25 protein-coding genes are annotated in these 25,384 nt (G+C 67.8%); 8 read left to right on the top strand and 17 right to left on the bottom strand.

Annotation, left to right across the window (positions count from 1 at the left end; all coding sequences use genetic code 11):
- The first annotated feature begins 43 nt into the window (after positions 1-43).
- The 3 genes from AC5RUP_RS04320 (at position 44) to AC5RUP_RS04310 (ending at position 2,367) form a co-directional block, all read left to right on the top strand.
- On the top strand, positions 44-709 hold the full coding sequence (locus tag AC5RUP_RS04320; protein WP_494153654.1) for a DUF6318 family protein: 666 nt from the start codon (positions 44-46) through the stop codon (positions 707-709).
- Complete coding sequence (locus AC5RUP_RS04315) at positions 709-1,623, top strand: hypothetical protein (RefSeq protein ID WP_494158302.1); 915 nt, start codon at positions 709-711, stop codon at positions 1,621-1,623. The genes AC5RUP_RS04320 and AC5RUP_RS04315 overlap by 1 nt, the downstream gene beginning before the upstream one ends.
- A gap of 165 nt (positions 1,624-1,788) precedes the next feature.
- A complete protein-coding gene (locus AC5RUP_RS04310) occupies positions 1,789-2,367 on the top strand; it encodes a DUF6318 family protein (protein ID WP_494158301.1) in 579 nt (192 codons plus the stop codon).
- A gap of 84 nt (positions 2,368-2,451) precedes the next feature.
- On the opposite strand, the gene AC5RUP_RS04305 is transcribed toward AC5RUP_RS04310, so the two are convergent.
- Entirely contained in the window at positions 2,452-3,804 is a 1,353-nt protein-coding gene (locus AC5RUP_RS04305) for an MFS transporter (protein WP_494153657.1), read from the bottom strand.
- A gap of 143 nt (positions 3,805-3,947) precedes the next feature.
- Between AC5RUP_RS04305 and AC5RUP_RS04300 the strand changes: the two genes are divergently transcribed.
- Positions 3,948-4,325, top strand: coding sequence for a hypothetical protein (locus tag AC5RUP_RS04300; protein ID WP_494153658.1), 378 nt, complete (start codon positions 3,948-3,950; stop codon positions 4,323-4,325).
- A 103-nt stretch (positions 4,326-4,428) separates the two neighbouring features.
- Here AC5RUP_RS04300 and AC5RUP_RS04295 read toward each other — a convergent pair whose 3' ends face one another.
- From AC5RUP_RS04295 to AC5RUP_RS04265, 7 genes are all read right to left on the bottom strand, one after another.
- The gene (locus tag AC5RUP_RS04295; protein WP_494153659.1) at positions 4,429-5,262 is read right to left on the bottom strand and encodes a ComEA family DNA-binding protein; all 834 of its coding nucleotides are present in this window, start codon (positions 5,260-5,262) and stop codon (positions 4,429-4,431) included.
- Positions 5,262-6,086, bottom strand: a complete 825-nt coding sequence (locus AC5RUP_RS04290) for a ComEA family DNA-binding protein (protein ID WP_494069510.1) — start codon at positions 6,084-6,086, stop codon at positions 5,262-5,264. The genes AC5RUP_RS04295 and AC5RUP_RS04290 overlap by 1 nt, the downstream gene beginning before the upstream one ends.
- Positions 6,073-6,555, bottom strand: coding sequence for a hypothetical protein (locus tag AC5RUP_RS04285; RefSeq protein ID WP_494153660.1), 483 nt, complete (start codon positions 6,553-6,555; stop codon positions 6,073-6,075). Before AC5RUP_RS04285 ends, AC5RUP_RS04290 begins: the two co-directional genes overlap by 14 nt.
- On the bottom strand, positions 6,552-7,361 hold the full coding sequence (locus tag AC5RUP_RS04280) for a 4Fe-4S single cluster domain-containing protein (RefSeq protein ID WP_494158300.1): 810 nt from the start codon (positions 7,359-7,361) through the stop codon (positions 6,552-6,554). Before AC5RUP_RS04280 ends, AC5RUP_RS04285 begins: the two co-directional genes overlap by 4 nt.
- A complete protein-coding gene (locus AC5RUP_RS04275; RefSeq protein ID WP_494023598.1) occupies positions 7,342-7,554 on the bottom strand; it encodes a DUF2997 domain-containing protein in 213 nt (70 codons plus the stop codon). The genes AC5RUP_RS04280 and AC5RUP_RS04275 overlap by 20 nt, the downstream gene beginning before the upstream one ends.
- A 29-nt stretch (positions 7,555-7,583) precedes the next feature.
- Positions 7,584-9,230, bottom strand: coding sequence for an AAA family ATPase (locus AC5RUP_RS04270; RefSeq protein WP_494154777.1), 1,647 nt, complete (start codon positions 9,228-9,230; stop codon positions 7,584-7,586).
- 108 nt (positions 9,231-9,338) lie between these two features.
- Entirely contained in the window at positions 9,339-10,142 is an 804-nt protein-coding gene (locus AC5RUP_RS04265; protein ID WP_494154776.1) for a hypothetical protein, read from the bottom strand.
- A gap of 130 nt (positions 10,143-10,272) precedes the next feature.
- On the opposite strand from AC5RUP_RS04265, the gene purH reads away from it, so the two are divergent.
- On the top strand, positions 10,273-11,949 hold the full coding sequence (gene purH / locus AC5RUP_RS04260) for a bifunctional phosphoribosylaminoimidazolecarboxamide formyltransferase/IMP cyclohydrolase (protein WP_494158299.1): 1,677 nt from the start codon (positions 10,273-10,275) through the stop codon (positions 11,947-11,949).
- A 370-nt stretch (positions 11,950-12,319) separates the two neighbouring features.
- Positions 12,320-14,548 carry an NADP-dependent isocitrate dehydrogenase gene (locus AC5RUP_RS04255; RefSeq protein WP_494154677.1) on the top strand — a complete coding sequence of 743 codons (2,229 nt, stop codon included), beginning with the start codon at positions 12,320-12,322 and terminating at the stop codon, positions 14,546-14,548.
- Between the two features lie 138 nt (positions 14,549-14,686).
- Here the strand turns inward: AC5RUP_RS04255 and AC5RUP_RS04250 are convergent, their stop codons facing one another.
- A complete protein-coding gene (locus tag AC5RUP_RS04250; protein ID WP_494158298.1) occupies positions 14,687-15,778 on the bottom strand; it encodes a Gfo/Idh/MocA family protein in 1,092 nt (363 codons plus the stop codon).
- A 158-nt stretch (positions 15,779-15,936) separates the two neighbouring features.
- Between AC5RUP_RS04250 and AC5RUP_RS04245 the strand changes: the two genes are divergently transcribed.
- Positions 15,937-16,539: a hypothetical protein gene (locus AC5RUP_RS04245; RefSeq protein ID WP_494154138.1), complete on the top strand. Its 603-nt coding sequence runs from the start codon at positions 15,937-15,939 to the stop codon at positions 16,537-16,539.
- A 71-nt stretch (positions 16,540-16,610) separates the two neighbouring features.
- Here AC5RUP_RS04245 and AC5RUP_RS04240 read toward each other — a convergent pair whose 3' ends face one another.
- From AC5RUP_RS04240 to AC5RUP_RS04225, 4 genes are all read right to left on the bottom strand, one after another.
- The gene (locus AC5RUP_RS04240) at positions 16,611-17,495 is read right to left on the bottom strand and encodes a carbohydrate ABC transporter permease (protein WP_493978573.1); all 885 of its coding nucleotides are present in this window, start codon (positions 17,493-17,495) and stop codon (positions 16,611-16,613) included.
- The gene (locus tag AC5RUP_RS04235) at positions 17,495-18,400 is read right to left on the bottom strand and encodes a carbohydrate ABC transporter permease (RefSeq protein ID WP_494092283.1); all 906 of its coding nucleotides are present in this window, start codon (positions 18,398-18,400) and stop codon (positions 17,495-17,497) included. The genes AC5RUP_RS04240 and AC5RUP_RS04235 overlap by 1 nt, the downstream gene beginning before the upstream one ends.
- Before the next feature lie 92 nt (positions 18,401-18,492).
- A complete protein-coding gene (locus AC5RUP_RS04230) occupies positions 18,493-19,773 on the bottom strand; it encodes an ABC transporter substrate-binding protein (protein WP_494154137.1) in 1,281 nt (426 codons plus the stop codon).
- Positions 19,774-19,920: 147 nt separating this feature from the next.
- Positions 19,921-21,141 (bottom strand): ROK family transcriptional regulator, encoded by a 1,221-nt coding sequence (locus tag AC5RUP_RS04225; protein WP_494154136.1) that lies wholly within the window; start codon positions 21,139-21,141, stop codon positions 19,921-19,923.
- On the opposite strand from AC5RUP_RS04225, the gene AC5RUP_RS04220 reads away from it, so the two are divergent.
- Complete coding sequence (locus AC5RUP_RS04220; protein WP_494154135.1) at positions 21,088-21,870, top strand: hypothetical protein; 783 nt, start codon at positions 21,088-21,090, stop codon at positions 21,868-21,870. The genes AC5RUP_RS04225 and AC5RUP_RS04220 overlap by 54 nt on opposite strands.
- A 15-nt stretch (positions 21,871-21,885) precedes the next feature.
- Here AC5RUP_RS04220 and AC5RUP_RS04215 read toward each other — a convergent pair whose 3' ends face one another.
- The 4 genes from AC5RUP_RS04215 to AC5RUP_RS04200 all read right to left on the bottom strand — a co-directional run bounded on the left by AC5RUP_RS04215 (position 21,886) and on the right by AC5RUP_RS04200 (position 25,215).
- Entirely contained in the window at positions 21,886-22,419 is a 534-nt protein-coding gene (locus AC5RUP_RS04215) for a gamma carbonic anhydrase family protein (protein WP_494133468.1), read from the bottom strand.
- A gap of 72 nt (positions 22,420-22,491) precedes the next feature.
- Entirely contained in the window at positions 22,492-23,103 is a 612-nt protein-coding gene (locus AC5RUP_RS04210) for a class I SAM-dependent methyltransferase (RefSeq protein ID WP_494154134.1), read from the bottom strand.
- A 137-nt stretch (positions 23,104-23,240) separates the two neighbouring features.
- The gene (gene purU / locus AC5RUP_RS04205; RefSeq protein ID WP_494150216.1) at positions 23,241-24,101 is read right to left on the bottom strand and encodes a formyltetrahydrofolate deformylase; all 861 of its coding nucleotides are present in this window, start codon (positions 24,099-24,101) and stop codon (positions 23,241-23,243) included.
- A gap of 4 nt (positions 24,102-24,105) precedes the next feature.
- The gene (locus AC5RUP_RS04200) at positions 24,106-25,215 is read right to left on the bottom strand and encodes an FAD-dependent oxidoreductase (protein WP_494158297.1); all 1,110 of its coding nucleotides are present in this window, start codon (positions 25,213-25,215) and stop codon (positions 24,106-24,108) included.
- Between the last annotated feature and the right edge of the window lie 169 nt (positions 25,216-25,384).

The following is a 25,384-nucleotide window of genomic DNA, read 5'->3' as shown; positions in this document are numbered from 1 at the left end:
GACACGCACCTAGCGTCTAGCCGACCAGCACCGGGGGGTCTGAGTGAGCCAGCAGCTACCACTCTCAGCAGGAACGCGCGCTGCCCGTATCCTTGCCCCGCTCCTCGCAGCGGCTGCCCTCGCCCTATCAGGCTGCACCGGCTCGGCCGGCGCAGAGCCCTCCGCTCCGCGGGAAACCGCTACATCGACGGCAGCCAGCGAGACTCCGCCGCCCAGTCCAACACAGACGTATGTTCCGGCGTCTGAGGACGGGCCTGCTGAGAACGTTGTCGTCCCAGTGGCACCAAAGACGATAGATGAGAACTCCCGGGAAGGCCTTAGAGCCTTTATACCCTTCTGGTTCGAGCTGTTGTCCTATGCGTACCAGACAGGGGATCTTGAGCCATTAGAGGAACATTCTGGGCCGCAATGTTACATCTGTCAGAGCTTTTCTAAGACGGTCAAGGAGGGGAATGCAGGTGAGCGGTGGATCGTTGGAGGCGAACTTACAGTCACTGATATTGAAGACCGTTATGAGTCTACGGCTTCGGGCAGTCACCGGCCAATGATCTTCCTAATTCAAGATGATCTAGAGTTTTATGAGCCAGGGAAGAAGATCGGTTCAGCAACTGGATTCACTGAGCCTATCGTCTGGATAGTCTCCGCGCAGTATAAAGACGGTCAATGGCAGATGCTCGACGCCGAGCGACCAAAGGATGCATCAGAGTGATGAACATTCCAGTTCTGACCATCTCATTAGTACTCCTAGGATCCTCGGTGCTGATTCAGCAGGAAAGCGACTATCCAGACTGGCTAACGAATTTGGATGGCAACAATATCCAAATTGAAGGGGAGCGAATCCAGCGCGGGACGACGCCAATTCCACCCGGTGGAGGAACCGGTGCTGCTGAGCAGGCGTCGAATACAGCCCGGCCTCCGCAGTATCGACATGAGCCAGTATGCATACCAGATCTATCGAATATCAATCTTGACTGTGTTGCGTTGAACGCGGATTGTTCTGTTGGTGCGAACGGTACCCTCATGCGAGTCCTGGAAGCGCCCTTCGGTCAGGCGCCGCCACAATGGAGTGACACGGGAGATAGAGTGTGTCGATACTCGGACCGTCCGACGACATCTACCGATGGCGCCGCCGTTGAATTACCAACCGTCACGATTGAGTTCTTCCGCCGGTTGCCTATCGCGCCATCGGCACTAACCGTTGAGCCTGTTCCGCATACCTTGGTCGGAGCTGAAACCAACGTCTACGCGAGCCCGAACGAGCAAACCTTCGACGAGGAGATCGATGGTCACGATGTCATCGTTCGCGCGATTCCCACTTCTTACACGTGGCACTACGGAGACGGCAATTCGATGGGCCCGACAGATCAGCCGGGAGGCCCACTGCCTGCAGAGCGATTGGGTGAGAAAACTGCTACAAGCCACCGCTATGCACAGACTGGCGACGTACAAGTGTCGTTGACGACCACCTACAGAGGCGAATACTCAATAAATGGTTCGGGCTGGATGGTGATTGCAGGCCAGGCGCAGGTGGCCAGCATTCCTGTTGACCTCAGCGTCTGGCGATCGGTGGTCAATAACTACGCAGATAATTGCCTTAAGAATCCCGAGGGTGCGGGCTGTTAGCCAGAAGCCATTTGAGTGCTGTGATATGCAGCACGTGAAGCACTTTTTTCAGACTTTCGAGCCTGAGCGCGGATAGGGTATGTGACGGTGCTGACGCCGCCGAGACCAGCGGCAGTCGGGCCCTCGCACACCGTTATTCCAGGGGAGAGCATGAAGAAGTTGATGATGTCCGGCGCCATGATGGGCGTGGCGGCAATTGCACTTGTCGGCTGTGGCAGCGAAGCCGGTGCCGACAAGCCGGCCGATAGCAACAAACCGGTAGCAGCTACCACCGAAGCGCCGGCGCAAAACGTGCGGACTCCGGAGAAGAACGACCGGATGGCCGAGGACTCGGCCGAAGGCCTGGCGTCCTTCACGTACTACTACTTTGACGCCAAGAATTACGCGGTTCAGACCGGTGACGCAGATCTGATGCGTGCAGTCGCCGCGGATTGCACAAGCTGCATGGCAGAGGCTGACGCCCTCGAGGCTGTTTACGCGGACGGTGGCTGGATTGCCGGCGGCCAGCCGAAGGCGCTGAACGTCGTGGCGTTGGATGAGGCCACGGACGACGAGGGCAATCTGAGCGCGGTGGTTCCGTTCATGGAAGATGCCCGCACCACCTTGGACAAGGACGGCCAGACCGTCGAGACCAAGGAATGGGATTCGGACGGAACCACTCTGACCGTGACTGCCAACTACGCCGACGGCGCGTGGTCGATGGTGTCGGTCGAAGAGACGCCGGACGCCGAGATCCCGGAGTAAACCGCGGTCGGATCTTAGGCTCGTGCGCCCTTCCACCTGATGACGGAAGGGCGCATTGCCGCTGAGCAGGGCGGGGGCACCGCACTAGAGAAGTTCGGCACCCTTGGTCTCGGGGGAGAAGCGCGCCATCCACAACACGGCGACCAGCACCAGGACTCCGGCGATGGCGAAGGACCAGGCCAGCCCGAGGTAGGGCCACATGACCGAGGCGAAGATGAGCGGGCCGAAGCCCGCGCCGACGCGGGAGAACGTCGATGCCCAGCCGAAGCCCGACCCGCGCAGCTCGGTGGGGTAGAGCTCGGAGACGTAGGTATACAGCACGGGAATGGCAATCTGCACGACCATGCCGTAGGCAAGCAGCAGGGCCACCACCGCCGGGGGGACATCGATCAGGAGCGCGACGACGACCAGCGTCAGTGCGGACAACGGCCCGGTGACGGCGAGGATCCACTTCCGCCCGGTCTTCTCGACGAAGTAGGCGGCGATGATGACGCCGACCAGGCCGACGGCGGCCATGCCGGCCGTGGTCAGGAAGGCCCGCTCTGCGGCGAACCCGGCGTCGATGAGGATGATCGGCATCCAGGTCAGGGCAAGGTAGTAGACCAGCAGGATGCTGAAGAACAAGGCCCACGCCGCCGTCGTAATTTTCCAGTTGAATTTCCAGACCGCCCGGAACTGCACCAGGACGTTGACGGCCGACAAGCGCGGCGCCTCGCTCGGTTCAGGCAGCCGCCATTCACGGACGGTTGCGCCGGTTCGCTCGATCATGCTGTTGATGACCTGCTCGGCCTCCGCCGTGCGGCCCCGGCTCACCAGATAGAGCGGGGATTCGGGCACCGATCGGCGGACCCAGAAGACCAGCAGCGCCGGCAGCACCATGATCAGCATGGTGAAGCGCCAATCGGCCACGGTGGCCATGATGAGGGCCGAGACGACGCCGCAGAGCGCGGCCCCGACCGGCCACCATCCGTCCATGGCAGTGAGGACCCGCCCGCGAAGGCGCCGCGGGGTGAATTCGCCGACCAGCGCATAGTCCACGGGGACACAGCCGCCAAGTCCGAAGCCCGCAATGAAGCGGAAAACGCAGAACCAGACGAGGTCCGGGGCGAACGCTCCGAGGACCGTGAAGAGCGAGAAAACCAGCAGCGTGGCAGTGAACGCCGTTTTACGGCCGATGATGTCGGCAATCGATCCCCAGATGAAGGCGCCCAAGGCCATGCCGATGAGGTTCGCGGTGCCGATCCACGCGGCCTGGGCCGGAACGAGGTCCCAGTGGTCAGACAGCAGCGGGATCAGGACGCCGTTGAGCGTGACGTCCCACGCGTCGAACATGAAGCCGAGGCCGCCAAGCAGGAAGATCTTGCCCTGCACCCGCCAGCGCCAGGGGAGTTCCTGCACGATTTGGTCGCCGGTGGGCAGGTGAGCGGTCTGCGTCATTCGTGGCCTTCCAGGGAGTAGCTATGGATACTTTAGTCGCGGGCGGCAGATGAGAACGCTCTCATGGAGTTCTCCCGAACGTCTCACATTCGGCGTGCATTGTTGATTCATCAGCACCTCACCGCACGATGAAAGGCAGGAACATGAACAAGCGCACCCTGTGGATCGCAACCGGAACCCTTGGCGTCATGGCAATCGGTGCCGGTGCCGCCGTCGCGGACTCCGGGTTCGGAAGCCAGGATCTGGGCCCGGGTATCGTCCAGGCGCCGGAAACACCGGCTGTTGCCCCCGTCGTGAACAGCAGCGTGTCGCCGGCTGCGGTGAATCTGGACCGGCAGGATGTGAAGACCGCGGCCTCCGCCGCTACGGCCCCGAGCCCGGTTAGCCCGGTCTCGGCACAGAGCGCGCCCTCGCCGGTCTCGGCCCAATCACCCGCCAGCCCGGTCTCGGCCCAGAGCGCGCCGTCGCCGGTCTCGGCTCAGTCCGCGGTGTCGGCCCAGAGCGCGCAGAGCGCTGACTGACGGAGCGCCGGATGCTGCCGGGGTCCCGGAGGTTGCCCGAGCACTGGCGCCTTGGCCCGTGTCTGCCGTGCCAGGCGGTATCCGGGCCTGCCCGGTCACGGCCTCAGTAATCCACCACGCGCCCGAACGACGGCGGTGCCTGCGGCAGGCGCCGACAGGCGATGCGGCCGCGCAGCCGCTGGAAGACGTGCGGTGGCAGGTCCAGGGCGGCGGCGAAGTCCTGTTCGGAGGTGAACCCGCCGCGATCCTCCCTGACCTGGACCGCCTTCTTCGCAAGCGCACGCGAGAATCCGGGCAGCGTTTCGAGCTCGCGGGCGGTGGCCGCATTCACATCAACCGGTTCGATCGTGGCATCGGCCTTCAGCTGTGATGCAACCGCCGGAGCCGCAGTCTGCGGGGCAGATGCGCCGGCAGGGCTTGTCGGGCCCCGGCGGGCCGTGCGGGATTTCCCCGATGTGCCGGCTCCGGGGGCCGGGGCGCCGTTGCGGGAACCGGCACCGGTACGGGGCACGGACCTGGGGCTGCCTGGGCCGGACCGGCTGCGCGACCGTCCGCGGGAGTTTAGCTGGCTGCCGGAGCGCGACCGTGTGGTTGCCCCCGTGGTGCGGGCAGGACGGGCCGCGCCGCGGTCGCGGTCCCATTTGAACCGCAGGTACTCGGGATTGATGGCCACGGCGAAGCTGCTGCCGGCCAGCCAGCATGTCAGGAGCAGCCACGTTGCGATTTCTTCCTGCACTCCGGTGCCGTCGACCAGGGCCATGGCCACGCCCGTGAGGGTGAGGTGGACCAAGCCGACGATCCACCACAGCGGCCGCCCCGCCCGTGAACCGACCACCAGCAGGGCAGCCCCGCCCAGGAACCCGAAGGTTCCCAAGGGGACCAGCAGCCAGAGGCTCTGGCGCAGATTCCACTTCAGGCTCGATTGAGCCGATGACATCAGTAATCCACCGACCTTCCGAAAGGAACCGGTTTGGCCGGCGGAAGTTTGCAGACCACCAGCCGGTTCAGCCTTGCCTGCTCTGATCTGGGCACGTCCAGCGCGGCGACGAAGTCCGCCACGGTTCGGAAGGGGCCGCGCTCCTGGCGCAACCGCACGGCCTTGCGCGCCTTGTGCCTGCTGATCCCGGGCAGCTTCTGCAGGGCCGCCGCCGGCGCAGTGTTCACGTCCACCGGCTCGGCCGACGGCGCGGAAAACGTGCCGGCTCCCGAATTGCTGGTACCCGCGTAATAACTGGCGGCGTCGAGACGGGGATCGTTGAGGAGCTCGGCGGCGGCACCCACAGGGGCGGGGGTTGTTCCTGCAGGGAGCGGCGCGGCGGTGCGGGGTCGACGGCGGAACAGTGCCCGGGCGGTGGGCATCGCCGTCGTGCTGTCCATGGCGCTGTCCGCTGGGGTCCGGCGGACGAGGGCCGTCCACGCGCTGCCGGAGGAGCGGGACGCCTGGGCCCAGCGGTTGCGTAGCCAGGCCGGATTGATGCCCAGCGCATGCAGTGAGCTGATGGCCCAGAGCAGGAGGCGGGCCGTGGGGCCGGCTTCTTCGTTCATGAACAGCGAAACCAGCAGCGCCGCCAGGTAGAAGCCGCCGGCGGACATCCAGGCAGCGCGGCGCGCCAGCAGGCCGATGATCAAGAACCCGGCCCAGCCCATGACCCCGATGCCGAGCAGCGGCAGCAGCAGCCACAGGCTGGCGACGCCCAGCCAGAGGACCGGCGGCGTTCCGGTCCGGCCCGAGAGCGCGGCGGGATGCTCAGCGGCGGACATTCAGGACCATGGTGACGCTCTGGTCTTCCTCCACGGTTTCCGACGCTAGCTCCAAGCCCGCGGTGTGCGCGCGCTCCCGCAGCTTCTCCACGACCGCCTGCTGGACCCGCCGGGCGTAGGCAGCGTCGATGGCCTGGACAATCTCGGCCGCGCGGCGCCGGTCGATGTCCTCGCCGCTGAAGTGGACCTGCCAGATGCCGTCGGCGTCGCGTTCGAAGACCGCCGCCACGTCTGCCCAGGCGGCGTCGATGGAAACCTTGGTGACACGCGCGACCTTGGCCTGCGTGTCTTCCAGGGCAGCCTGCAGCAGGTTTAGGTCCCGCATCCGGGTGCCCACCTGGATCTGGGGCACGGCTTCGACCTCCGGCACCGTGTCCGAGGCACGGCTCTCGGCCCTGCCCGCGAGGGCGGCGTTAAAGGTAGCGACGGCGGCGATGGCCGCGGGGATGAGTAGAACGGAAACACTCATGGAATTTCTCCTCGTTGAGCGCCGGCCGGAACCGGACGGGGCATGGTGGCGGGGGCGGGCGGGCGGCGGTCGGCACCCGGGCGGTCGGCCCGGGCGCCGAGGTCCGCCAGCAGAGCGTCCAGTTGGTCGTCGGTGGCCCAGCCGTTGAGGCCGATGGTGCCGTCGGCCGCGACCCGGATTTCGATCCGGTCCGGTTGGGCCGCGATGTGCTCCAGCAGGTCGCGGTAGCGGCCGGTCAGCGCGGTCAGGCCCTGGTTGGTGGAACCGATCCATGGCCGGTGCAGTTCCGGCTGGTCCCGCAGGTACGGTCCGTCGGCCAGCAGGTCGGTGGCAGCGAGCAGGCCGGCAATGTCTTCGCGGTCCGCTGCCCAGCGCCGCAGGTCACGGTGCCGGTAGCCGGTGAACGTCATGACGGACAGACCGGCCGCTTGGAAGGCGCGCGCGACGACGGCGCTGGCCGCCGCCTGTTCGAAGGGTTCGCCTCCCAGCAGGGTCAGGCCTTTGGCGCCCGCCGCCAGCGCCTGGCCGACAAAGTCGGCGGCGAATTGCCGGGTTGGGACGAGCTCTGCTCCGCGGGCGGCCCAGAGGTGGGGGTTGAAGCACCCGGGGCACCGGATGGAGCAGCCTTGCAGCCAGAGCGCGGCCCGCCGGCCCGGTCCCTCGGCCTCGGTGGCCGGGAGGAACCGCGCGTGCCGGATGAGGCCGGCGTCGGCCGGTGCCGGAGCGCAGCCGTTGTTGATGCGGGGCTCCGGGGCCGGGCCGCTCGGCTGGCCGGGCGCTCCGGGGCTATCGGTCTGCGGACTCATTGTGGACGTAGTCGCTGGTGGTGACGGCGGTGCGGTGGTAGTCCTCGGTATAGGAGCTGGAGACGCTCTCGGCCTCCAGGAGATCCTCCAAAACCGTGATGTAGTCCAGGCACTCGGCGCCGAAGATGTTGCGGGTTTCGGCCGATACCGCGCCGTCGGGCCTGACCGTGACGATCAGTTGTTGCTGGTCCATCGCACTTCCTTCGAGGGGTGGGGTGTTGTCTAGAAGTCCACGGTGCGGCCGCCGCGTACCGGCTGCCCGGAGGCTGCGGCGGGCACGGCACCGGCGGGTGGCGCCGGGTCGATCTGCTGTCCGGCGTCCGCGTCCAGATCCTCGCTGCCGGTGGCACCGACGGCACGCAAGGCAGCCCACTGCCGGATGGCACCGACTTCCTCGGCCTGCGTGATGGCCAGCGGAATCATGTTGGCGACAGCCCGCTGCAGGTCGTCCAGGCGGACCGGGCGGTCTTCGGCGTAAGCGTCGAAAAGTGCGGCGACGACTGCCTGTTCGATTTCTGCGCCGGAATAGTTTTCCGAGGCGTCGGCGAGGAGCCCGACGGCGGTCGGATCGTTGGCGACGGCGTGCAGCTGGTTGGCGGCGGTGCCCTTGCCGGCCATCTGGATCTGCCAAATCACCCGGCGTTCGGCGTCGCTGGGCAGATCGACGAAGAAGATCTCGTCGAAACGGCCCTTGCGCATGAACTCCGGGGGGAGCCGGTCGATGTTGTTGGCGGTGGCGACCACAAAAACCGGATGGCGCTTCTCCTGCATCCAGGTCAGAAACGAGGCGAACACGCGGGCTGAGGTTCCCGAATCCCCCTCGCCGCTGGTGCCGGAGAAACCCTTTTCGATCTCATCGATCCACAGGATCGCCGGCGAGATGGCTTCGGCGGTGGCGATGGCGTTGCGCATGTTCTGTTCGCTGGAGCCGACCAGGCCGGAAAAGACCCGGCCGATGTCCATCCGCAGCAACGGCAGCCCCCAGGCCGAGGCCATCGCCTTGGCCGTCAGGGACTTGCCGCAGCCGGGCACGCCGGTGATCAGCACGCCCTTGGGTGCGGGCAGGCCGAAGTCGGCGGCGGCATCCAGCCAGGAGCCTTTGCGCTTGGCCAGCCACCGCTTGAGGTTGTTCAGCCCGCCAACCTCGTCCAGGCTGATGTTCACGTCCACGTAGTCCAGCAGCCCGGACTTGCGGATGGTCTGGCGCTTCTCGTCCAGCACCACCCTCACGTCGTGCGCGGTCAGCTCGCCGTCGTCGACCATTGCCCGCGCGAAGGCGTTCTCGGCTTCGGCCATGGTCAGGCCGAGCGCCGCCTGGACCATGTTCTCCTGGTCGGCTTCATTCAGGGTGACCTTGATCCGTCCGCCGTCGGAATTCTGGCTGATCATGTGCGCGAGCATGGCCTTGATCTCGTCGTGGCTGGGCAGCGGAAAGTCGACCAGCGTGACGGCCTTGTCCAGTTCGGGCGGAATTCGCAGCAGCGGGGCGACGATGATCAGCACCCGCCCGGTGGTGCCCTGCCGGAAGGCGGCAGAGAGCTCGCGGACCTTCCGGACCACCTCGGGGTCCGCCGGGCGCTGGTCGGTGCCGAAGTAGGCGTGCAGGTCGAAGAAGATGAAGACCCCCGGATCGTGCGCGCCGAGCACCCGGTCCAGGGCACGCGCCGGGGCCGTGGTGTTGGACTGCTGGCCGTCGCTGGGGGAGAGGAGCCCGCTGCTGGCGTTCCACGTCCAGACGGGGCGCGGGGTGCGCAGCGCGGCGGCGCACTTGAGCACTTCGGCGTGCACCCGTGCTTCTTCGTGGCTTTCGACGTACAGCACGGGGATGCGGGCCTTGAACGCTTGGTCAAGCGTTTCAGCAAAAGACATGGGTCTCTCCCCTTAAGGAACGGATCGGGATCTGGCTCTACTTTAGGCATAGTTGCAGGGACCGGGCGCTTTGGCCGCAGGTTCCGGGCCGCGGGTTTGGCGCAGTTCTCAGCGCCCGATGTCCAGGCTCCAGCTGCCCTCGCTGGTGTCCACCAGGAAATACGTCACCGGGTACGGCTGCCAGGAGAACCGTGTGGTGCTGGTGCCGATCTTGTTGACCACCAGGTTTCGACGCGATTCCTGCCAGGTGTAGACGGCGATGTTGGCGTCACCGGTGTAGGTGAATTCGGCCAGTACCTCATCGCCCTCGTAGCGCACCAGGGCAGGGCCGGAGCCGGCGACCCTACCATCTTCCTGTACGGCGTAAGCGACCGGGCGGACCTCCAGGCGCCAGTCGCCGTCCGCCTCGACATGCAGTGAAAATTCTTCCCGCGCGGTGGCCAGGAGACCGGCCGAGGGTTCGTCCCGGTCGCCGGAGTTGTAGAGGAAGTGGACCGGCCAGTCGGGGTTCTCCGGGTCGTCCACCGCTACGCTGGCGTCCACGCCGCTGTCGATGACGATCTCGAACGGGCCGTCGTAGCCGGCCGGCCGCTGGTAGCCGAGGACCGCGTTGCCGGATCCTGCATAGCTGCCGGGGCCGCCGGCTTCGGTTACGGTTCCTTCCCCGGCCGCCGTTGACGCCGTGCCGGTCGCTTCCCCGGCGCCGGGCGCGGGATCCGCTGCGTTCCCTGCCGGTTCGTCCGCCGGACCGGGGTCAGCGCCCGTGGCGGACGCGGCGGTGAAAAGGTGCGGCAGCAGCCGGGGAACGGCGAAGCCGAGCGCGCCGCACAGAACTAGGAGACCCAGCAGCCAGACCACGAGCGAAAAACGACCGATCCGCAGTGCCGCGTCCTCAGTCATCGGTGCCGACATGTTGTGCTGTTCTCCTTTGTGTCCCCCATGAGGTTACCCACACCGCGGATCCGCTTCACACTCGGTGCCCGGCAGAAGCCCGACGCTAGACTTGGAGCATCCCCGAAGCCATTCTTCCTTGGAGATTTGTGTGAGCCTGAAGCAGCTTGACCGTGTTCCCATCCGCCGCGCGTTGATCTCGGTGTACGACAAGACCGGGCTGGAGGAGCTGGCGGAAGGGCTGCACAGCGCCGGGGTCGGCATCGTTTCCACCGGCTCGACGGCCAAGAAGATCGCCGCCGCAGGCATCCCGGTCACCGAGGTTTCCGAGATCACCGGTTTCCCCGAGTGCCTGGACGGCCGGGTCAAGACGCTGCACCCGCGCATTCACGCCGGCATCCTGGCCGACCGCCGCCTCGATGACCACGTCCGGCAGCTCACCGACCTCGAGATCGAGCCCTTTGACCTTGTGGTGGTCAACCTCTATCCGTTCGTGCAGACCGTGCGGTCCGGCGCCAGCCAGGACGAGGTCGTGGAGCAGATCGACATCGGCGGCCCTTCGATGGTGCGGGCCGCAGCGAAGAACCATCCGTCCGTGGCGGTCGTCGTGGATTCCGCCAAGTACGCGGACGTGGTGGAGGCGGCGAATTCCGGCGGATTCGACCTGAAGACCCGCCGCCGGCTGGCGTCCTTGGCCTTCGCGCACACCGCAGCCTATGACACCGCCGTGGCCAGGTGGACCGCCGAGCAGTTCGGCGACGACGCCGAGGCCGTCGAGGCGGCGCCGGCATTCCCGCCGTACGCCGGCCTGGCACTGGAGCGCTCCGAGTCGCTGCGCTACGGCGAGAACCCGCACCAGGCCGCCGCGCTGTATGCGGAAACCGGCGCCGAGCCGGGCATCGCGCAGGCCGAGCAGTTGCACGGCAAGGCCATGAGCTTCAACAACTACGTCGACGCCGACGCCGCCGTGCGCGCGGCCTTCGACTTCGCCGAGCCGGCCGTCGCGGTGGTCAAGCACGCCAACCCCTGCGGCATCGCCGTCGCGTCCCCGGGCGCCGCGGATCCCATCGCGGACGCGCATGCAAAGGCCCACGCGACCGACCCCGTGTCCGCGTTCGGCGGCGTCATCGCCGCAAACCGGACGGTGACCGCCGGCATGGCCACTACCGTCAAGGACATCTTCACCGAGGTGGTCGTCGCCCCGGGCTTCGAACCCGAGGCCGTCGAGATCCTGTCGAAGAAGAAGAACATCCGGCTGCTGGTCCTGCCGGAGGGCTTTGCCCGGGACACGGTCGAGTACAAGCAGGTCTCCGGCGGCATGCTCCTGCAGGCCTCGGACCGGATCGACGCCGACGGCGACGACCCTGCCAACTGGACGCTGGCCGCCGGCGAGGCCGCCGACGAGGCGACCTTGGCGGATCTGGCCTTCGCATGGCGCGCTGTCCGGGCGGCGAAGTCCAACGCCATTCTGGTCGCGGCCAACCGCGCCGCGGTGGGCATCGGCATGGGCCAGGTCAACCGGCTGGATTCCTGCCGCCTGGCCGTTGAACGGGCCAATACCCTCGGCGTGGCGGTCGACGGCGGGGCCGACGCTGCCGGGGGAGCGGCCAACGTGCAGGGCTCCGGGGCGCCCGAGCGAGCCCGCGGCGCCGTGGCGGCATCGGATGCGTTCTTCCCGTTCGCCGACGGCCTGCAGATCCTCCTCGATGCCGGCGTCCGCGCGGTAGTGCAGCCCGGCGGTTCGGTCCGGGACGAAGAAGTGGTGGCAGCGGCCGACGCCGCCGGCATCACCATGTACTTCACCGGGGCACGCCACTTCTTCCACTGACGAGTCACGCAAGAACAAGGGCAAGATGCTCAAAGCTTGGCCTTAGCCCTACCACTCCTCCCACGGGGCAGCGGGGCCGGGGCGACGGGCGAGAATCCTTGCCGGCAGGGTGTCGGGCACGCAGGTTAAGGGAACCGATGTGCCCGGCACCGGCCGCCAAGCGGCGCGCCCCTCGGGAGGCGGTGCACCGCCGTCGTGCCGGGCGCGGCACCGGTCCGGACGGGTGTGGCTTCTGCGGCACGGCGGCTTCGCGGCGGCCTCGCGATCTGAGGTGTGCGCGTCTTCAACCGGCGCCCGGCAGCCCTCCTCGGGTAAATTGGAGGAGTTGAGTAACCAAAGAGACCCACTTTTGCAGGGAGACGCCTCACCCATGGCCAAGATTATCTATACCCACACCGACGAAGCGCCGATGCTGGCCACCTATTCGTTCTTGCCGATCGTTGAGGCCTACGCCTCCACGGCCGGTGTGGAAGTGGAGACCCGCGACATCTCGCTCGCTGGCCGTATCATCGCCGTCTTCGGCGACTACCTCACCCCCGAGCAGCGGATCGGCGACGCCCTGGCCGAACTGGGCGAACTCGCCAAGCAGCCGGAAGCCAACATCATCAAGCTGCCGAACATCAGCGCCTCCGTGCCGCAGCTGAAGGCCGCCATCAAGGAGCTGCAGGGCCACGGCTACGCGCTGCCGGACTACCCGGACGACCCCTCCTCCGACGAGGAGAAGGACATCCGCGCCCGCTATGACAAGATCAAGGGCTCGGCGGTCAACCCGGTGCTGCGCGAGGGCAACTCGGACCGCCGCGCGCCCCTGTCGGTGAAGAACTACGCGCGCCAGAACCCGCACAGCATGGGCGCGTGGACCGCCGACTCCAAGACGAACGTGGCCACCATGGGCGCCGACGACTTCCGCTCCAATGAGAAGTCGGTGGTCATGCCGGCCGACGACAAGATCAAAATCCAGCTGGTGGCCGAGGACGGTACCGTCACGGTCCTGAAGGATGCCTTCCCGGTGCTGGCCGGCGAGGTCATCGACGGCACCGTCATGCGCGCCGCGGCGCTGGACGAATTCCTGGCCGCCCAGGTGGCCCGCGCCAAGGAAGAAGGCGTGCTCTTCTCCGCGCACCTGAAGGCCACCATGATGAAGGTCTCCGACCCGATCATCTTCGGCCACGTGGTCAAGGCCTACTTCTCCGAGCTGTTCGCTGCCTACGGCGACAAGCTGGCCGCTGCCGGCCTGAGCCCGAACAACGGCCTGGCCGCCATCCTGAACGGACTGGCGGCGCTGGACCCCGAAGACCGCAAGGGAGTCCAGGAGCTGATCGACAAGGGCCTGGACGAGGGCCCGGCCATCGCCATGGTGGACTCAGACAAGGGCATCACCAACCTCCACGTGCCCTCGGACGTAATTGTGGACGCCTCGATGCCGGCCATGATCCGCACCTCCGGCCACATGTGGGGACCGGACGGTCAGGAAGCCGACACGCTGGCAGTGCTGCCGGACAGCTCCTACGCCGGGATCTACCAGGTGGTTATCGACGACTGCCGCGCCAACGGCGCCTACGATCCGACCACCATGGGCACCGTCCCCAACGTCGGCCTGATGGCCCAGGCGGCGGAGGAATACGGCAGCCACGACAAGACGTTCGAGATCCAGACCGCCGGTACCGTGCAGGTAGTTGACGGGTCCGGCACCGTGCTGATCGAGCACCAGGTGTTCCCGAACGATATCTGGCGCGCCTGCCAGACCAAGGACCTGCCGATCCGCGACTGGGTGAAACTGGCCGTGACCCGCGCCCGCGCCAGCCAGACCCCGGCCGTGTTCTGGCTGGACGAAACCCGCGCCCACGACGCCAACCTGATCGCCAAGGTGAACGAGTACCTCAAGGACCACGACACCGACGGCCTGCAGATCGAGATCATGGCCCCGGAGAAGGCCACCGCCTTCACCCTCGAGCGCCTCCGCAAGGGCGAGGACACCATCTCGGTGACCGGCAACGTGCTGCGCGACTACCTGACGGACCTGTTCCCGATCCTGGAGCTCGGCACGAGCGCCAAGATGCTCTCGATCGTCCCGCTGATCAACGGCGGCGGCCTGTTCGAGACCGGTGCCGGCGGCTCCGCTCCGAAGCACGTCCAGCAGCTGCTGGCAGAGAATCACCTGCGCTGGGATTCGCTCGGCGAGTTCCTGGCCCTGGCCGTGTCCTTCGAGCACCTGGCCACCTCCACGGGCAACGCCCGCGCGCAGATCCTGGCCGACACGCTGGACGCCGCCACGGGCACGTTCCTGCTGGAAAACAAGTCGCCCAAGCGCAAGGCCGGCGAGCTGGACAACCGCGGCAGCCACTTCTACTTGGCCCTGTACTGGGCGCAGGAACTGGCCAACCAGACCGGCGACGCCGAGCTGGCCGCGGCCTTCTCCGGCATTGCCTCCGAGCTGGCAAACAATGAAGGGGCCATCGTCGGCGAGCTCAACGCCGTGCAGGGATCTCCGGTGGACCTGGACGGCTACTACCGGCCGGATGCCGCCAAGGCCGCCGAGGTCATGCGCCCGTCGGCCACGCTGAACAGCATCGTGGCCACGCTGACCGGCAAGAAGTAGGCGGCGTCGGGCGGTTTCGCCTGGCTTCAGGCCCTGAATAACGACGGCGGCCGCGCACCTCCCGCGGGAAGGTGCCCCGGCCGCCGTCGTGCTGTCCGGGCCGGTCGCTGCCGCCGCGTCGGCGCCCTGCTCTCCGGCTCAGTCCGTTACCGGCACCGCACGGTCATTGGCATAGCTGACCCCCAGCTGGGCGCGGACCCCGTCGAAGAGCCGCATGGTGTCCACGGTGTCCGCCCAGGGCATGGTGGGGCTTTGCTGCAGGCCGGACTGGACGCAACGGGTGACTTCGCGCAGCTCGAAAACGTAGCCGCGGCCGACGCTCGGGAAGGTTTCCACCCGCGGCTGGCCCAGATGCGGTTGGACCGCCAGCTCGGTGGGGTTGTGCAGCGGCGCGTTGCTGCGGAGCCACCCGCCGGTGCAGGCGACGGTGGCCGTGCGCGGCGAGGCGGCCTGCAACGAACACGCCAGCTGCGCCTGGGCACCCGAACCGTAGCTGAGCGTCATGGCGTTCTGGGCGTCGACGCCGTCGTCGTTGACCTGCCCGGAGGCGGCCACCGTCTGCGGGAAGCCCAGGGTCCCCAGCGCCCAGGTCAGCGGATAGACCGCCAGGTCCAGCAGCGCTCCGCCGCCGGCTGCCGGATTCCACAGCCGGGCCGCCGGGTCGTAGACCGCCGGGAATCCGAGGTCGGCCTGCACCCAGCGGACCTCGCCGAGTTCGCCGGACGCGAGGATGTCCCAGACGCGGTTGATGATCGGCAAGAAGCGCGTCCAGACCGCCTCCATCAGGAACAGTCCCCGCGCGGCCGCCAGTTCCGTCAGCTCCAGGGCTTCCCGGGCGTTGATGGTCAGCGACTTTTCGCACAGCACATGCTTGCCGGCCTGCAGCGCCCGTCCCGCGATCTCGAAATGCTGGCCGTGCGGAGTGGCCACGTAGACCACGTCCACGTCCGGGTCGGCGAAAAGCTGGTCGTAGCCCTTGCCGGCATCGCCGTCGAAATAGGCGGTGGCGAAGCCGAAACGCCGTTGGAAGGCCACCGCGTTGGCCTGGTGGCGGGAACTGACCGCCTGCAGCACGGCATCCTCCAGCCGGGCGATGTCCTCGGTCACCCGGGTGGCGATGGCCCCGGTGGCGACCACGCCCCAGCGCAGTTTCCGGCCGGTGGCCGCGCGCGGATCCGGCGCGCCGGGCCGGGCGCAGGGCGGGGTGACGATCCGGGGCGGTTCTGCCATGGCTCCATCTTCGCGGCCGGCGGCCGGGACGTCCATGGGCACCGATTGCCCTTTGTCCCGTCCTGCCGCGCGCGTCCCTGCCCTACCGATGTGGACCCATCGATGGTACAAAGTAAGCAGGCTCAGTAATTTCGCCACAACGAGGAGGAGCCCGCACCATGGATACAGGCATGATCGTCGGAATCATCATCGCGATAGTTGTACTCCTGATCATCATCGGAGTCATTGTCTTCTTTGCACAGAAGCGGAACACCAAGCGGAAGTTCGAGAAGCAGGAAGAGAACCGCAGGGAGGCAGCGGAGTTGCGGCAGGGAGCGCAGGTGTCCTCGGTCGAGGCGCGGGAGCGCCAGGCGGACGCCACCCAGGCGCAGGCCGAGGCCCAGCGGGCAGACGTCGAAGCCGAGCGTGCCAAGATTGAAGCCGACCGCCTGCGCCAGGCTGCTGACCAGCGGCAGGCGGACGCCCAGGGTATCCAGCAGGAGAGCGACGAGAAGCTGCGCCGCGCCGATGACCTGGACCCGGACGTCAACACCAAGGACCGGGACGCCCGTAAAGACCGCAAGCACGACGGCGGAGCCCACCGCGGCGACTCCGAACCCGACCGCGGGGTAGACACCGCCGCAGGGTACCGCGACGACGGCGGCCGGCACGTCGATGACGTGGGCAACGACGGCGCCCGGACTGCCGACGACGTACGCAACGACGGCGCGCGGACTGCCGACGACCCCCGCCGTGCCGAGGGCGGCAGCCACAACATCTAGGCCGGATCACACAACAAACGGCGCCTGCTTCCCCTGGGGAGGCAGGCGCCGTTTGTTGTTGGGGGAGCCGCTCAGCCCTTGACCGAACCGCTCATCAGGCCGCCGACGAAGTACTTTCCCAGGATGATGTAGACCAGCAGGGTGGGCAGCGAGGCGATCAGGGCGCCGGCCATCGACGCGGCGTAGTCGGTCAGCTGTCCGCCGGCCAGGAAGCTCAGCGCGATGGTGACCGGGCCGTTGGAGCCGGAGGAGAAGAACGCCGCGAACAGGTAGTCGTTCCAGGCGGAGGTGAACTGCCAGATGAGCACCACCACGAAGCCCGGGGCGGAGACCGGCAGGATCACCGAGGCGTAGGTGCGCAGCAGCCCGGCTCCGTCCATGCGCGCCGCTTCGATCAGCTCGGCCGGCACGGATTCGTAGTAGTTGCGGAAGATCAGCGTGCAGATCGGCAGGCCGTAGACGATGTGCAGCACCAGCAGCGAGGGGATGCCGTTGGGCACCCCGAGACCCTGCATCAGCTGTGTCAGCGGGATCATCACGGCCTGGTACGGGATGAACATGCCGAACAGGATGAGGGTGAAGACCACGTTGGCGTAGGGGAAGCGCCAGCGGGAGAGCACGAACCCGTTCATCGATCCGAGCAGGGCCGAGATGATCGAGGCGGGGATGACCATGGCGAAGGTGCGGCCCAACGCCGGGCCCAGGGTGTCCCACGCCTTGGCCCATCCGGCGGTTTCCCACGTCGTCGGGAAGAGCCACGCGGTGGAGGGATCGGCGTCGGACGGGCCCTTGAAACTGGTAATGAACAGGACGTAGGCCGGAATCAGCACCACAAACACGAACACCAGCAGGATGGCGTACTTGAGCGTGCGGTTCATTTTCTGCCGGCCGGTGCGGGGAGCCGCGGGCCGGGGCCGGGCAACCTCGACGGGCGGCGGCACTGTTGCGGTGGCCATCAGCGCTTCTCCTGCCGTGAGGTGTAGACGAGGTACGGGACGACCACCAGCGCGACCAGCACCAGCATGATGGTGCCGATGGCGGCCGAGTCGGCGTAGTCGCTGCCGATGTACTTGACCCACATCATGGTGGCCGGAACCTGGATGTCGTAGGTATTGGCGTCGGGAACTATCGCCCGGATCAGGTCGAACAGCTTCAAGGACATGTGGCCGATGATGATGACGGCCGAAAGCATCACCGGGCTCAGCTGCGGAAAGATCACGTGACGGTAGAGCTTCCACTCGCTGCAGCCGTCGATCCGCGCCGCCTCGCGCAGTTCTTCCGGGATGCCGCGGAATCCGGCCAGGAACAGGGCCATCACGTAGCCGGAGAGCTGCCAGATGGCCGGCACGGCGATGGCGGCAATGCCCCAGTTGGGATCGGACCACCAGCTGTTCTGCAGGAAGCCGAGCCCCGTGCTATCCAGCAGCCGGTTCAGGCCGGTGGCACGATCACCGCCGGGCTCGTTGGTCTGCAGGCTTGAGAGCAGCCAGCGCCAGACCACGCCCGAGGCGATGAAGGACACCGCCATGGGGAAGAGGTAGACCGAGCGGAACAGCCCCTCGCCGGCGCCGGGCCGCTCCAGGATCCAGGCCCAGAGGAAGCCGAAGATCAGCGTGCCCGCCAGGAACACCACCGTCAGCAGGAGCAGGTTGCGCAGCGCGTGCTGGAAATCTGCGTCCCCGAACAACCGGAGGTAGTTCTCCAGGCCGACGAATTCCGACGACGGCCGGGCCGTGTGCTGGTTGGTCATCGAGATGCGGACGTTTTCCGCGATCAACGCATAGACGAAGACCGCCAGCAGGATGAGGGTAGGGGCGATCAGGGCCAGCCCCGGTCCCCAGGTCTTCACTTTCTTGAACATGGACTTCTCCTAGTGCCGCCGTGCACGCCGGTGTGACATGGAAGGGCGGGCGCGGTGGTGGTGCCGCGCCCGCCCTTCCGGGGCGTCCCGGCTTACTGCATGAACTTCTCGGCGATGGACGCCAAGGATTCCTGCAGGGCAGCCACGTCCTGCGGGCCGCCGAACTTGCTGACGGCGGTGCTCAGCTCGTTCAGCCAGGCCACCGGCACGGCGGCACCGTGTGCCAGCGAGGACACGATGGTGTCGGACGAGAAGTCCTCGATGGCGCTCTGCTGGTATTCGCCGAACTCGTCGGACGGCACGTCGGTGCGGGCGGGGATGGAGCCCTTCGCCGCGTTGAATGCCTGCTGGCCCTCGACGCTGGAGATGGTGGTCAGCCAGGCCTCGGAGCCGGCCGGGTTGGGGGCACCCTTGGGCAGAGTGAACGAGTCAGCCAGGAAGTCGAAGATGCCGTCGGTGCCCGGGGTGGGGAAGTAGACGTAGTCCTCACCGGGCTTCTTGCCGTCCTGCGCGAACTTGGCTTCGGCCCAGTCGCCCATCACGTTGTAGGCGGCGGCGCCGTCCTCCACCAGCTGGGTGGCCGGACCCCAGTCGCTGAGGGTGTCGCGGTCGGAGTTGGTGTAGCCGAGGGTCTTCTTGTAGTTCTCGATGGCTTCGGTCACGTCCGGGCCGGACCAGTCGGTGGTGCCGTCCCAGAGCCCGTTGTAGCCCTCGGCGCCGAGGGTGGCGAGCAGGATGTTCTCGAACAGCTGGACCTGGGTCCAGGTGCCGGCCACGGCCAGCGGGGTCTTCCCCGCCTCCTTGATCTTGTCCATGTCCGCGAACCAGGCGTCGAGGTCGGCCGGCGGGCTGTTCGGATCCAGGCCGGCTTCCTCCAGCACGTCCACGTTGGCCCACACCACGTTGGCCCGGTGGATATTCGACGGCACGGAGTAGATCTTGCCCTCGACGGTCAGCCGGTCCAGCAGGTCCTGCGGGAACGCCTCGTTGAGCTGCGCGTCCTCGTAGAAGGAGGTGAGGTCCTCGAGCTGGTCGGCGGCGATGTAGTCCTGCAGCTCGGCTCCGGCATGCGCCTGGAACGAGTCCGGCGGATTGCCCGACTTCAGGTTGGCCGCCAGCACGCTCTTGGCCTGGCTGCCGGCGCCGCCGGCGACGGCAAGGTTGTCGAACTTCAGCTCCGGATACTGTTCGGTGAAGATTTCCACCAGCGCATCCAGCCCGACCTTCTCGGAACCGTCAGCCCACCAGGTGAAGACTCCTACCGATCCCGATGCCTCCTCAGGGTTGGCTTCGTCCACCGCGCTTCCGCCGCCGCATGCGGACAGGAGCAAACCCGCGGCCGCAACGCCGGCGAGCAAAGATTTGCGTCGCATAAACGCCTCCATTAATCAGCAGTCATGGCCACGGGGTCGGCAAGACCCGCACACGGATGTGTGGCTTAGTACCGAAGTTAACTCCGTCACACACCTTGTCGTCAAGAGTTGAACGCAAAGAGGGTCCCGGGAGGGTCCCGTCCGCGCTTAGGCGACCGGGAGATCGGCCTGTTGCAGCACCAGCGTCGCGGCGCCCAACGCCTCGGCGCGGCTGCCCAGGGTGGACATCGCCAGCTCCGTGGATTCCCCGACGACCGGTACCGCGTGGCGCAGCAGCCCGCGCCGTATCGGGTCCAGCAGGATGCTGCCGAGGCCCGTCAGCGAACCGCCGACCACGATGACCTCGGGATTGAGCAGGTTGCAGACGTTGGCCAGCGCCCGTCCCACGGCCAGGCCCGCGTCGTCGATCACGCGCAGGACGGCCGGGTCACCCTCCAGGGCGATCCGGACGATGTCCTCGGTTCCGATGGGCTCGCCGCGGCCGCGGCTGAGCAGGTCGATCATGGTGGAGGTGGAGGCCACCGTCTCCAGGCACCCGCGGTTGCCGCACCGGCAGATGATGCCGTGTTCGGCGACCGTGGCATGGCCGACCTCGCCCGTGACGCCGACATGGCCGTAATAGAGCTTGCCGCTGAGGACCAGGCCGGCCCCGATGCCGGAGCCGATCTTGAGGAAGACCAGGTTCTGCGCGTGCTGGTAGGGGCCCCAGCTGACCTGGGCGAGCGCGCCTAGATTTGCGTCGTTGTCCACGAAGACGTCGGTGCCGAACCTGTCCCGCAGCCGGGCCAGCAGGTTGATGCCCACCCATTCGGGCAGGATGGCACCGTGGATCACGGTGCCGGTCCTCCGGTCGATCGGGCCCGGTATGCCTGCGCCCACGCCGATCACCGCCCGGGGGGAGACGGCGTTTTCATCCAGCAGCCGCTGCGCCAGCCGGGCGGCGGTGTCGATGCCCTGCTCGGCCCCGTGGCCGAGCGGCAATTCGACGGCGCCTTCGGCGAGCACCCGGTGGTCGAGGCTGACCAGCACAACGTGCACGTGCCGGCGGCCGAAATCCACTCCGACGGCAACCGCGCCACGGCCGTCGAGCAGGACCGACAGGGCGCGGCGGCCGGAACTCGTGGTGGGCGCGGTGCTGACCAGTCCGTCGTCGGCCATCGCCTTGACGATGTTGGAGACCGTGGCGGTGGACAGCCCCGTTTGCCGGGACAGTTCGGCCTGGGTGAGCGGGCCGCGGGACATAAGCGCCTGCAGGACCCGTTGGCCGTTCCGCCGCCGCAGGGCGCTTTGGGACCCCGGCCGGAGCTGGGGTGCGTGCGGCACCGGAGGCTGCGGGGCCTCGAGGGTGGACGGCTGATCGGCTCGCATACAGAAAAGCGTGCGGCAGCGCCGCCTTGTAGTCAAGAAGTTAACGCACGGCTTCCCGCCGGCGACGACGAACGGTTCTTCGGCTACGTCGTGTCGGGCCTGACCTTCTCCTCCGGCCACGTGCTGGCGCTGCGGCGGTTTCCGGTCACCTCGGTCGGCCCCGGCTACACCTCCGTGTGGCTGCGCGACCCCGCCGAAAACTGGAACATCTTCACCACGGTGCCGGCGGAAACATCCTGTCCCCGGTATTTCGGCAGCGGGCTGCGGCATACGTCGGTGCACGCCATCGCGGTTGAATGGACCGGACCGCGCGGTTTCACCGTTTCCATCCCGGACATCGACTTCTCCTGGGACGCAACCGTCTCGGACACCCCGGTGACCCGGCTCATGTCCGGAATGACGGCCAAGACGCCGGACCGGCTGTGGCAGAGTGGGCCCTTCCTGGCGGCCATGGGCGTCATGGCAGGCCCGGCACTGCGGCTGGGGCGGATGCGGCTGGCGGGGACCGCCCCCAACCGGCAGCGGTTCCGCGCCGCACCGCACCGGCTGTGGTTCATCGACCAAAGCAGTGCACGGCTGGGGGCAACGGACTTCGGGCCGCCCGGACCGCTGCCCGAGCAAGCCAGGCTGGGCGGCTTCTGGGTCCCGCAGCGCGGTACGTTCATGATCGGCGCGGCCGCCTTTGAGACCCTCGATCCGGCCAGGCACCTGCAGCAATCCACGGCCTGACCGGGCTCTCGGCGGCTACGCCTCCGCGGCGTCGTCGATCGCGTCGCGGTGCACGGCGGCGATTTCCACGTAGCGGGCGGCGTTGTCCAGCACCGACTGGTACTCGTCCTCGCTCAGCTCGCGGCGGACCTTGGCAGGGACACCCGCGACGAGCGAACGCGGCGGAATCTGCGTGCCCTCCAGCACGACGGCGCCGGCTGCCACCAGCGAACCCTCACCGACCACTGCGCCGTTCATGATCGTGGCGCTCATGCCGATCAGGCAGTTGTCCTCGACCGTGCAGCCGTGAATCACGGCGGCGTGGCCGACGCTGACGCCGGCGCCGACGGTGCAGGGGAAGCCGGGGTCGGCGTGCAGGACCACGTTGTCCTGCAGGTTGCTGCGCTCGCCGACGCGGATGGGAGCGGTGTCGCCGCGGACGCTGACGCCGTAGAAGGCGCTGGAGTCGGCTGCGAGCGCAACGTCGCCGCTGAGCGTCGCCGTGGGGGCGACGAAGGCTGACGGATCGACGGCCGGCAGCATGCCGGAGATGGTGATGATGTGGGCCATCCCCTCAGCCTAGCGACACCGGACCCGCCGCAGGAGCTTCGTGACGGGCCTTCCGCCCCGCGGGCCGGCCGGTCACGGCTTGGTCAGGATGAAGAACTGATAATGCCGGCCGAACTCCGGCCGCTCCCAGGTGGTGAAACCCGAGATGAGGCCGTGCTCGCCGAAGAGCCGCCGGACGGTTGCGTCGCTGCGGCGGCTGTAGAAGCGGCGCGGTTCGAAGTCGTCGGCGGCAACGATGCCCTCCTCGTCGTCGCCGGACCAGAGCCCGACCGCCAGCGGAGCGTGCGAGACCAGCACCCGCATGGTCTCGGCGAGAACATCCGGCAGGTCCTGGTCGGGGATGTGCAGCAGCGTGCTCATGGTCCAGCCGGCCGAGAACGTTCCCCCGGCAAACGGCAACTCCCGGGCCGAACCGACCACCGCCTCCAGGTGCTTCGCCCGGGCCAGCCGGACGTTCTGCTCGGACAGATCGACGCCGGTGTAATGGATTCCCGCGGCCTTGAACGCGAGCCCGTCCGTGCCGGTGCCGCAGCCGACCTCCAACACGCTGTGCCGCCGGGCTGCGACCAGGGAGGCAATGAATTCCTGCCGGGCTGCGTCCCTGCGGGGATCCCTCCAGCGCCGGTCGCGCTCGGGCGCCTGCCGGTCGTAGAACGCCTTCAGTTCAGGCTCATGGTTGCCCATCCGACGAGAGTACGCCCTGCGCCGGGCCGGGCACAGGGGCGGACACCGCCGTCGTCATGGGCGGCGGAGCCGGCCCCGACGAGTCGACGACGCCCGCCCGGCGAGCCGACGCCCGGCGAGCCGACGCCCGCGTCGAACTAGTTGAAGACGACGGTGCGGGTGCCGTCGAGGAGCACGCGGTGTTCGGCGTGCCACTGCACGGCGCGGGCCAGGGTGCGCGCCTCACCGTCGCGGCCCAGCGCCACGAACTGCTCGGCGGTGTGGGCGTGGCGGACCGGAATGACTTCCTGGTCGATGATCGGCCCCTCGTCCAGGTCCCCGGTGACGTAGTGCGCCGTGGCGCCGATCAGCTTCACGCCGCGGGCGTGCGCCTGGTGGTACGGCCTGGCACCCTTGAAGCTGGGCAGGAACGAGTGGTGGATGTTAATGGCCTTGCCGGCCAGCTCGGTGCAGAGCTCATTGCTGAGCACCTGCATGTAGCGGGCCAGCACCACCAGTTCCACGTCGTGTTGCGCGGCCAGGTCCCGCAGGGCCTGCTCGGCCTGCGGCTTGCTGTCCGGGGTGACGGGAATGTGGTGGAAAGGGATGCCGTAGAACGCGGCGAGCTCGGCCAGGTCCTGGTGGTTGGAGACGATGGCGGGGATCTCGATCGGCAGCGTGCCGGAGCGTTGCAGGAACAGCAGGTGGTTCAGGCAGTGCGCCGACTTGGACGCCATGAGCAGCGTGCGCATCTTCACGCCGTCGCGGCGCAGCTTCCAGTCCATGCCGAACTCCTGCGCGACCGGCTGCAGCCGGTCGTGGAGTTCTGTGTAGGACAGGTCGGTGGCAACAGCCACTCGCATGAAGAATCGGCCCGACTGCGGGCTGCCGTACTGCTGGGAGTCGGTGATGTTTCCGCCGGCGCCGGCCAGGGCGCCGGCAACGGCATGCACGATGCCGGGGCGGTCCGGGCAGGAAAGGATCAGGGTGTAGGCGGTGGCGGCGGGAGCTTCAATCACGCATCTAGGGTACCGGCTGGGCTTCGGCTTCTGCGGCAAGGTACCTGCCCGCGGCCACGGCGGCCGCCCGGCCGGCTCGGGTGGCCCCGACCGTAGACGCAGATGCGCCGTATCCGACCAGGAACAACCGCGGCTCCTTCACCACCGAGACGCCGTCGTCGCCCATCCGGATCCCGCCGCCCGGTTCACGCAGCCGCAGCGGCGCCAGGTGGTCCAGCGATGGCCGGAATCCGGTGGCCCAGAGGATGACGTCTACATCTTCGGCCGAACCGTCGGCGAATGCGACGCCGTGCTCGGTGATGCGGGCCAGCTTGCCGCGTGAGACGAGCACGCCGTCGTCGATGCCCTTCCGGTACGTCTCGGTCAGCGGCAGCCCCGTGGCGGCAACCACGCTCAGGGTCGGCAGGCCGGCGCGCGTGCGCTCGCTGACCCTGCGTTCCACGTCGACACCCCATTCCATGTCGAACGGGGCCGCGGTGAAGTCGGGGTCGCGGCGGGTGGACCAGAGCGTGTCCGCCCCGGCCGCGTCCAGCTGGAGCAGGAACTGCAGCGCGGACGTCCCGCCGCCGACCACCAGGACCCGCTGCCCGCGGAACTCCTCTGCCGACCAGAAGTCCCGCGTGTGCAACTGGCGGCCGCGGAAGATCTCCCGGCCCGGGTAATGCGGCCAATGCGGCTTGTCCCAGGTGCCGGTGCCGCTGATGACGGTCCGCGCCAGCCACTCGCCGCCGGTGGCGCTGCGCACGCGCAGGAAGGCGCCGTCGTCGTCCACCGAGGTGACGCGCACGGGGCGGTGCACGGGGAGGCGGAACTCCCGCTCGTAGGTGCCGTAATAACGGCGGACGACGGCGGAGGACGGCTCCTGCGGGTCCGGAACCCCGAGGGGCAGGCCGGGAAGGTCGTGCAGGCCGTGCGCCGCGTCGAAGGTCAGCGAGGGCCAGCGGTGGCGCCAGGCGCCGCCCGGGCCGTCGTTGGCGTCGAGGACCACGAAGTCCTGGTCCGGGACCAGGCCGCGGCGGGCCAGCCGGTAGGCGGCGCTCAGCCCGGCCTGGCCGGCGCCGATCACCACCGCCTGCAGCGGCTGTTGACCGGTGCCGATTGTCTGGTCCGTCACGATGCCCCTCCGATTGTTGACACTTCAACATCTGTTCGGTGCAACGATGGCCGGCCGTTGGGTATTCCGCGCAGGGCCGGCGGGGGAGAGCGTGGCGGGCCGGTGGGAAGAGTGTCGCGTGCCGGATCCCTCCGATGGCCGTAAGGCGTTTTCTGCCAATCCCGATGGG

The sequence above is a fragment of the Arthrobacter sp. Y3223151 genome (assembly GCF_059091125.1).
The sequence above is the reverse complement of the archived record's forward strand: the minus strand, read 5'-3'. Positions and strand labels throughout refer to the sequence as shown.